Genomic DNA, 9,246 nt, shown 5'->3' with positions numbered 1-9,246 from the left:
CTCCCACACCTCCCACACCTCCCACACCTCCCACACCTCCCACACCTCCCACACCTCCTGCTTGCCCCATGCCCAATGCCCTATTGTTCAATAATCGGTGTACGCAGATCTTCTACTAGGGCTTGAATTTCTGCTGGTGGAGGTGGTGTGAGGCGAGAAACTATTAGGGTGACTATGAAGTTGATCATCATGCCCAAAGTACCGATTCCTTCGGGAGAAACACCAAAAAACCAGGGTTGGACGCCGCCAAATTTCACGCTGACAATGTAAATGATGGTGAAAATTAAACCCGTCAACATTCCGGCGATCGCACCTTCAGCGTTGGTGCGTTTATCGAAAATTCCCAGAAAAATTACTGGAAAGAAGCTAGCAGCAGCTAAACCAAAGGCAAAAGCTACTACTTCGCTGACAAATCCCGGCGGATTTACTCCAAAATATCCGGCGAGGACGAGGGAAAAACCTACCATGATGCGTCCCACAAATACCCGTTTTTTTTCTGAAGCGGTGGAATCTATTATGCGGTAGTAGATATCATGGGCGATGGAACTGGAAATTACCAGTAATAAACCGGATGCTGTGGACAAAGCAGCAGCCAAGCCGCCAGCCGCAACTAAACCAATCACCCAAGGAGGAAGGTTAGCTACTTCTGGGGTGGAAAGCACAATAATGTCTCGGTCGATGTTAATTTCGTTGGTGTCTTTTTTGGGAGTCAACTGAAAACGACCATCTTTATTTTTGTCGTCAAAGCTTAGCAGTTTAGTTTTTTCCCATTTAGTGGCCCAGTCTAGTTGTTGCACTTGTGTAACTGTCTGATTGTGTAGGGAATCAATCAGGTTATAACGGGCAAACATAGAAAGGGCGGGAGCCGTTGTATAAAGAATGGCAATAAATAACAGTGCCCAACCAGCAGAAAAGCGAGCAGCACGTACGCTCGGTACTGTATAGAACCGCACTATAATATGAGGTAAGCCGGCTGTACCTACCATCAAGGCAATGGTGGTAAACAGTACATCCAACATAGTTTTGTTAACAAATGGCTCAGTATATTGCTTAAATCCCAAGTCAAGCTGGATTTGATTGAGTTTATCCGCAACGTTACTGAAGGTAAATGCAAGTTGGGGAATGGGATTGCCGGTGAGAAACCAGGCGATGGCGATCGCTGGAATTAAGTAAGCAACAATCAACACTCCGTACTGGGCTACCTGCGTCCAGGTGATGCCTTTCATACCTCCCAACACAGAGAAAAAGCCGACGATTATCATACCGATAATCACGCCTGTGTTGATATCTACTTGTAGGAAGCGACTAAAAACAATGCCCACACCCCGCATTTGACCTGCAACGTAGGTGAGGGAAACGAAAATAGCTGCAATTACAGCCACCAAACGAGCGATATTAGAGTAGTAGCGATCGCCTACAAAATCTGGCACTGTATACTTACCAAATTTACGCAGGTAGGGAGCTAACAATAATGCTAGTAGTACATAGCCACCAGTCCAGCCCATTAAAAAAATAGAACCGTCGTAGCCCAAAAAAGAAATCAGCCCGGCCATTGAAATAAACGAAGCTGCGGACATCCAGTCAGCAGCAGTAGCCGCACCATTAGCAATTGAAGGTACTCCCTGACCTGCAATAAAAAAATCTTTGGAACTTTCCACTCGTGATTGCCAACCAATATAAATGTAGACAACGAAGGAAAGTCCAACTAAAACAATAGTCCAAATTTCAACTGACACAGTTTTTCCTCACTTCCTGAGATTGTATTCGTCTTCTTGCTTGCTGGTATTGTATTTGCGGTCTAGTTTGTCCATTTGGAACGCATAAATGAAAATCAATCCCACAAAAGTCAAGATCGATCCTTGCTGCGCCATCCAAAAGCCAAAGGGTACGCCAAAAAATCGTATTGTATTCAAAGGTTGAACCAACAAAATGCTGAAAACGAGAGAAACCAATGCCCAGACAATTAAAAGATTGCGAATTAAAGCAGTATTAGCACGCCAATAAGAACGGCGCTGATTTTCATTCATTGTTATTTATGGTCACTGTGTTAGTGCATCAAAGATAATACCAAGAAGCCGTTATTCTGCTGTAAGATACTGTATTAATTTTTATATTTAATTTAATGGAAAATATTTAATTTTAAGTACAAAGAATCCTCTAATCACTCTAATTAAATCTTTTCTAACTGTGAAATTTTATTAACAAACACTCCAATAATCAGCAGTCAGCAATCTCAATCATAATTACTATACCAAATATTTAAAAAACTTTACGTATTAATTACCAGGAAACTAACACCAGTAAATGCTATTAAATGTTTTGATGGTAGATATATCAGCAACTAGCCATCAATTAACTAAGTTACTTTTTTCTATAAAAAGATACCAAAACTTACTGTATTGTTTACGTAGTTAATTTAATAACATTAATTATCAGCATTTGCTGATTGTATAAGTGGCTCATACTAATTTTTAGTAAATCATGATACTAAAATTACGCATTTAGATGAGATTTTCATCATGAATGCGAGAAAAGCTTACTGAAACATGACATTGGTAAAAATATCTCTGAAAGAATGCGAAAAGCATCAATCTAAGTTTGTAGATAGAGATCGATCTACAAAAGTGAGATGCACCTTTTAACTTAGCCCTCAAAAAGCCGAAATTTTAACTTCTACCACACCACAAACCGCATATATGTTTATTGAAACGCTATTCACAGAGCCGATTTATTTTTTTAGAATCATTATCATTGTCATATTTTCCATTACTTTACACGAACTTGCTCACGGCTGGGCTGCAATGAGTCAAGGAGATAACACTCCACAAAAAACTGGTCATCTCACCCTCAACCCTGTAGTTCACATGGGCAAGGAATCGATTATCTTTCTCTGTCTCATGGGTATAGCCTGGGGACAAATGCCAGTCAACCCTTCTAAATTTCGCTCTCGCAAGCTAGGCAATATTTTGGTATCCGCAGCTGGGCCATTATCAAATCTCACCTTAGGCATTATATTTATTTTAGTGATGAAACTTCTCGCTAATTTAAATTTTTCAGCTCTCTTTAGTATCGAGTTTCTTTACTTAGCGGCCCGGATAAATTTGATGTTATTTCTATTTAACCTCTTGCCAATTCCACCCCTTGATGGCTTTCATGTCTTCAGTGAAATTTTTCCCAAATTCAAGCCATTAGAGAATAGCTACTTCCGACTATTTGCAATGATGTTGCTATTTATAATTCCCGAATTTGGCATAGGGTTGAGTGATATTGCTAACTTAGTTATCCAGTCAATGCTTGGAGAATCAATAAGTTTTTAGTTGAATTGAAATCTGACATATAGGACTTACGCAACGCCGATATTGTCATTGCGCCTGTAACGAAGTTTAGGGAAGCAATCCCAGCGTTAGGGGGGATTACTTCCCTATCGCTCGTAATGACGGAATTACGCTATTTTTGCATAAGTCCTGACATAAAATGATGTAAATAACTAAAGGTTTGTAGTAAGGACTTTAGTCCTTATTAAATGACTAAAGTCCTTATACCAATTCTGTATGAAGATGCGCCAAACTATATGAGAAAAGTAGACGCGGAGCGGCTTGCCGCAGGCTACCGCAAAGGGCGCATTCGCGCAGCGTCTCGTCAGAGAAGGACACAAAGAAAGAAAGAAAATTTTGCCCAGCCTCACAAAGAAATAGTATTACTACTAACTAAGGAACTTCCAAGAAATTAATTACCACTACTTGTGGGGTGGACATCTTGTCCGCCCTTGGCTTGGGGCGGGCGAGACGCCCACTTCACAAGAAGTAGTTGATTATTTTTTTATTTGCAAGTCCCTAAATAACAAGTTTCCTTGCCTTCACAAAGGATATTTTTTAACATCAAGCGTATTGCTCTGACGCTACATTTATAAATGATTTAATATCGGCGTATTTTTGCTGTAATATTCAGTTTTCGTATAGATGCCGATAATACTATCACCAACTGCAAAAAAAGTACCTTGTTGCTCATTTTTAGAAAACTGCAAATTTGGGTATTTGACAGCAGCTTCTTCAGCAGTCATAGCTTTTGCTGACATGTTTTCTGGCAATACTCCACTACACCCGATATAAAATACCAAAGGAGAAATTTTGCCTTGGTAGATTTTTTCTGCATATTCTTCTAGTTGGGTATTTGCTGCTGTTAATGCTGCAACCATTTCTTCTTTATCGATTTGCTTACCAGCTTGTTTATCCTGCAACAACTTTGCCAAAGTATCAGCACCAACTTTCTTTAGAATATCTGCAACTACGCCATTTTGCTCAAGCCCCAGAAAATCATCAAAAATCGGTTTCATCAACTCATCCACTTTCGTAATTTTGGTGCGTGATGAAATTAGCCTTTGTCTAACAGCAAGATTTTGATTAAATGCCATCTCAAAACTCGCTTTGGTGATAAGTTCTTGAGTGTGCTTATCATAAAAACGATACATTCTATTCAAAAATTTATTAGCTGAATGCAATTTGCTGAAGTTCAGGATATCTTGACTACCGATGTCAATTTTATAGCTCAATCTGGATTCCACAGTTCCATTAATTAAAGCTGTATGAATATCTGTATATTCATTAGTTGTGGGAAAGTTGATGTAGATATTTTTGGAAAGATAATGTTTTTTGAATTCATCTAATTGTTCCGCAATAAATACATCTGATTCTCTTTTTAAATGAGCAGAAATAATACTAATAAGTACTTTAATTTCTGCTAATTGATTGAATAGTCCATCAATGTTGCTGTAATAGATATCAGTAGCCACAAGGGGCAAATTATCTAGCTGGATAGTATATTCAGTACGAAAGTCAAAATTTTTCGCATTTAACACACCTTTTTCTTTAAGCAAATCAAAGGCTTTTTTACTGCTAATTTTAACTTGTAAAGATTTGACGTTGATTTTTCCATCACTGACAATGGTATAGCTGTTAAAACTATTGAGGTTGTTGACTAATAAACCTGCTACCTCAAGAGTGGGAGTTTGGTCTGCCGATTTAGCAAGTTTGACTTTTCGTTTAATCAGCATATTGATAGTAGCGGTATTGCGATTAAAGTGAAATTCGCCCATACCAACATACTCTGCTTTATCTACATTTTCCGTTTGCAACCAAGGTTGAATTAGTTCTCCATTTGTGTCTCTCACACCCCGAACACGCTTGACACTTGTTCTTTGATAATGTTCTTGCAGGTGCTTGATGTTGACAATAATATTGTGGCGATATTCTGTAAAAATTTGGATGAGTTCTACTAAAGAAATTTTATTAGTTTCCATGTTGTCTCCTTCCATGAAATTGATGTGTATATATGCAATTTAAAATGTAAAAAATCGAGACAAAATACTCCAAAAATCATGTAAAATTTATGTTAAAATTGGCAAATAAGGTAATTTTAAAAAATAAATTATTGTGCTTCAAGTTGTTGAAAGTTCACTGTAAACCGTCAATAGCAAATTAGATTCAAAAACTAGCCATCAAACACATTCTGTTGAAACTTTGGGCCTTTCCAGGTCACATACTCACTGGATATTCATATTTTATAGTACAATTGTACTATAAAATTTCTAATTTGTCACGTCTAGCATTCATAGGACTGACGCTAGAGGTCTGTCTCATTAGTTGTGAAAGGTTCGTAGTAAGCACTTTAGTGCTTAAAAATCAAGGACTAAAGTCCTTACTACGAACATTTTTAATAAATTCCAGTTAAAGCCTTGACTGTTAACTGTTAACGGTCAACAATCTTCTATAGAATATTTTTTTATTTGCAAATCCCGTATATTATCTAGTTGGGCAATACGAGTCTGGGATTCAGGATTCATCGTCTGACTTGTTTTGTATTTGTGTATCTATCTTCAGGCGTTTAGTATCTTTTTGACGCTTCTTTTCTTTCCATCTGCCTGTTTTGCGTGCTGCTTCTGTTAAAAGATACTCAATTTGCGCGTTAACACTCCTTAATTCGTCAGCAGACCATTTTTCCAGTACTTCGTATAATTCAAGGTCTAAACGCAGTAAAAACCGTTTTTTCTGGCTCATCTTTTATACCAATTTCCTAAAATTTGGCAACCAATTCAAACCTTGAATCCTAGATACAATGTGAATTGCTTAATTATGAATTATGAATTGATATTAGGTGTAAAGGCTACCAGTGTTAATTACTGGTTGAATGTTTTGTTCTGAGGTTAAGACAACCAGCAGATTGTTAATCATAGCGGCTTTGCGTTCATCATCCAAGTCAATAATTTGCTGTTCGCTTATCCGTTTGAGTGCTTCATCAACCATTCCCACTGCACTTTCAACAATTTGCCGCCGTGCATCAATCATTGCTTTGGCTTGTTGACGACGCAACATCATTTGAGCAATTTCTGGGGCGTATGCAAGGTGAGAAAGTTTTGCTTCTAATACCTCAACTCCTGCAACTTCAAGTCTGGCTTGCAATTCTTTTTGCAAGAAAAGCGCAATTTCATCTGGTACTGCACGCAATGAAGGAATTGATTGTTCATCAGGTGCGTCATAGGGATAGCGAATTGCTAAAGTACGTATCGCTGTTTCGCTTTGGATAGCGACAAATTGCTCGTAGTCATCAACTGCAAATTTAGATTTGGCTGGTTCTATTACTTGCCATACTATGACAGCCGCAATTTCGATTGGACTACCTTGAGCATCGTTGACTTTTAATATTTTGCTGTTAAAGTTGCGAACTCGTAAAGATACCTTGCGTTTATCAGTAAAAGGATTAGTCCACCAAAACCCTGCTTCTTGAATCGTACCAACGTAACGTCCGAAAAATACTAATACTATTGCTTGATTTGGCTCGACTGTTAAGAAACCTGATAGTGAGGGAATGACTACTGCGATGAGTGTCGCTCCTAACCATGCACCTATTTCTGCTAAATCGGCAAAATCTCCCACCCTCAGGCTTCTACCTAAGACTTCTAATAATTGCTGTATTGTTGACCAAACCTGCCAACTGCCAAAAATGGCTAAAGCTAAGACTATGCTCAAAGCTATGAAGCCGTTGATTTTAAAAGCAGGAAATTCTCTGATTTGGTGCTTCATTGTCTATTCCTACAAATTTTTTGATAATAAAATGATATCATTTTGATTTCAAAAATTAGGAATTTAACAAGAGGTGGAGACGTTGCATTGCAATGTCTCTACATTTTTTTTAGGCTAAACTGTTTGCTGCTGTTGAGGTGACAATCTGACGTACTTGGGCATCGGTTAGACCTTTCTTTGCACTCAACATCAAGGCTATGACTCCGGCAACGTGGGGAGTTGCCATTGAGGTTCCGTCTTTAAAGCCATAGCTGTTACCTGGTAATGTGGAGTAGATATCGACTCCTGGAGCTGTGACGTAGGGGAGTGTAGTTGTTCCGGCTTCGTTGGAGAAGTAAGCCATATCTTGATACTTATCAATTGCCCCAACAGCTAGCCCCCAGTTCTTGGCATAACGGGCAGGATAAATAGGTTCGGAACCGCTAGAATTACCTGCTGCCATGACAACAATTACACCTTTGCTAGCAGCATATTTAATGGCTGATTCGATTTCGCTGTTGGGTTCATCGCCGCCTAAGCTGAGGTTAATGACATTAGCTCCGTTATCCACGGCGTAACGAATGCCTTTAGCTACCCCACTATCTTCGCCAGAGCCACTATCACCAAGGACTTTCACTGGCATAATCTTGGCATCATAAGCAATACCTGTAACACCGACACCATTTTTGACTCCGGCGATGGTGCCAGCGACATGGGTGCCATGACTATTGACATCTAGGGTGTTGTTGTTATTGCTGTCGAAGTTCCAGCCATAGACATCATCAATGTAGCCATTGCCATCATCATCTTTGCCGTTGCCAGCAATTTCTTTGGTATTCTTCCAGATATTATTGCTCAAGTCTGAATGATTGCGATCGACGCCGGTATCTAGCACAGCGACCACAACACCCTTACCTGTATATCCCTTTGCCCAGACCTCTGGAGCTTTTACGAGGTCGGCTCCCCAATCATTACCGCCAAGGTTAGGAACATCAGCAAAGGTAGTCTGACCAAGGGCTTTAGCCACTGCTGCTGCTGCATTAATTAAGCCATAACCATCGGTGGTGTCATAACCGATATTTTTGATGATGGTAATGGCTTTGGCAACAATGTTGTTAGATTCATTGCTTTCAGCAATATAGTTACTACCATCAACTTGATACAATATGTAGTAGCTACCCCCGGCAATAGTTTTGCTAATTTGAATTGAAAATGCTTCGTTGATGTAACTTCCAGATGCAATACTGCTGGTGTATTCAGAATTTAATAAGATATCTTCATTGCTGACAGTTTTATCTTTAGATAAATAAAGCTTGGTGTAGCTATAACCAGCATTACCAGCGCCTTGATTTTTCACTTGATAGCTAATTTGAATATTGCTACCCGTTGACGCACTAGTGGGATTAACAGCATTTTGGATAATTAAATCAGCTTTCTTAATGGCGATCGCTTTAGCCACAATATTATTATTTTCATTACTTTCGGCGATATTGTTATTGCCATCAGCTTGATATAACAGATAATAATTCCCTACAGCGATGCTATTATTGATGTTAATTGTAGTTGTTGAACCGCTAGAAGCACCCGCAGCTATTGAATTAAAAAAGTAGTCAGAACCTAAATAAATATCATCGTTGCTTAAGGTTGTATTTGTTGAAAGATAAAACTTTGTTTGCTGATACCCTGCACTACCCGTGCCTTGATTTTTCACTTGATAGCTGACTTCAATACTTTCGCCCACTGACCCTACACTGGGATTAACAGCATTTTGGATAATTAAATCAGCTTTCTTAATAGCGATCGCTTTAGCAACAATATTATTATTTTCATTACTTTCGGCAATATAGTTATTACCATCAGCTTGATATAACAGATAATAATTGCCTACTGCAATACTATTATTGATGTTAATTGTAGTTGTTGAACCGCTAGAAGCACCCGCAGCTATTGGACTGAGATAATCAGAACCTAAATAGATATCATCGTTGCTTAGGGTTGTATTTGTTGAAAGATAAAACTTTGTTTGCTGATACCCTGCACTACCCGTGCCTTGATTTTTCACTTGATAGCTGACTTCAATACTTTCGCCCACTGACCCTACACTGGGATTAACAGCATTTTGGATAATTAAATCAGCTTTCTTAATAGCGATCGCTTTAGCAACAATATTATTATTTTCATTACTTTCGGC

Annotated in this window: 7 protein-coding genes; 1 reads left to right on the top strand and 6 read right to left on the bottom strand. The window is 38.8% G+C overall.

Features of this window, described 5'->3' with window-relative positions; translation table 11 throughout:
* Positions 1–80 precede the first annotated feature (80 nt).
* Together GNE10_RS27400 and GNE10_RS27395 are read right to left on the bottom strand one after the other, a co-directional pair.
* A complete protein-coding gene (locus tag GNE10_RS27400) occupies positions 81–1,736 on the bottom strand; it encodes a sodium:solute symporter family protein (RefSeq protein ID WP_185568704.1) in 1,656 nt (551 codons plus the stop codon).
* A gap of 9 nt (positions 1,737–1,745) precedes the next feature.
* Positions 1,746–2,027: a DUF4212 domain-containing protein gene (locus GNE10_RS27395; protein ID WP_185568701.1), complete on the bottom strand. Its 282-nt coding sequence runs from the start codon at positions 2,025–2,027 to the stop codon at positions 1,746–1,748.
* 669 nt (positions 2,028–2,696) lie between these two features.
* Here GNE10_RS27395 and GNE10_RS27390 point away from each other — a divergent pair.
* Complete coding sequence (locus GNE10_RS27390; RefSeq protein ID WP_185568698.1) at positions 2,697–3,317, top strand: site-2 protease family protein; 621 nt, start codon at positions 2,697–2,699, stop codon at positions 3,315–3,317.
* Between the two features lie 587 nt (positions 3,318–3,904).
* On the opposite strand, the gene GNE10_RS27385 is transcribed toward GNE10_RS27390, so the two are convergent.
* From GNE10_RS27385 to GNE10_RS27370, 4 genes are all read right to left on the bottom strand, one after another.
* On the bottom strand, positions 3,905–5,296 hold the full coding sequence (locus tag GNE10_RS27385) for a hypothetical protein (protein ID WP_185568695.1): 1,392 nt from the start codon (positions 5,294–5,296) through the stop codon (positions 3,905–3,907).
* Positions 5,297–5,828: 532 nt separating this feature from the next.
* The gene (locus GNE10_RS27380) at positions 5,829–6,053 is read right to left on the bottom strand and encodes a hypothetical protein (RefSeq protein WP_185568692.1); all 225 of its coding nucleotides are present in this window, start codon (positions 6,051–6,053) and stop codon (positions 5,829–5,831) included.
* Between the two features lie 93 nt (positions 6,054–6,146).
* The gene (locus GNE10_RS27375) at positions 6,147–7,076 is read right to left on the bottom strand and encodes an SPFH domain-containing protein (protein ID WP_185568689.1); all 930 of its coding nucleotides are present in this window, start codon (positions 7,074–7,076) and stop codon (positions 6,147–6,149) included.
* A 109-nt stretch (positions 7,077–7,185) separates the two neighbouring features.
* Positions 7,186–9,246 (bottom strand): S8 family serine peptidase (locus GNE10_RS27370; protein WP_221643013.1); only part of this gene is annotated, 2,061 nt, incomplete at its 5' end.

The sequence above is a fragment of the Nostoc sp. 2RC genome (genome assembly GCF_014222165.1).
Classification (GTDB): Bacteria; Cyanobacteriota; Cyanobacteriia; order Cyanobacteriales; family Nostocaceae; genus Nostoc; species Nostoc linckia.
The sequence above is the reverse complement of the archived record's forward strand: the minus strand, read 5'-3'. Positions and strand labels throughout refer to the sequence as shown.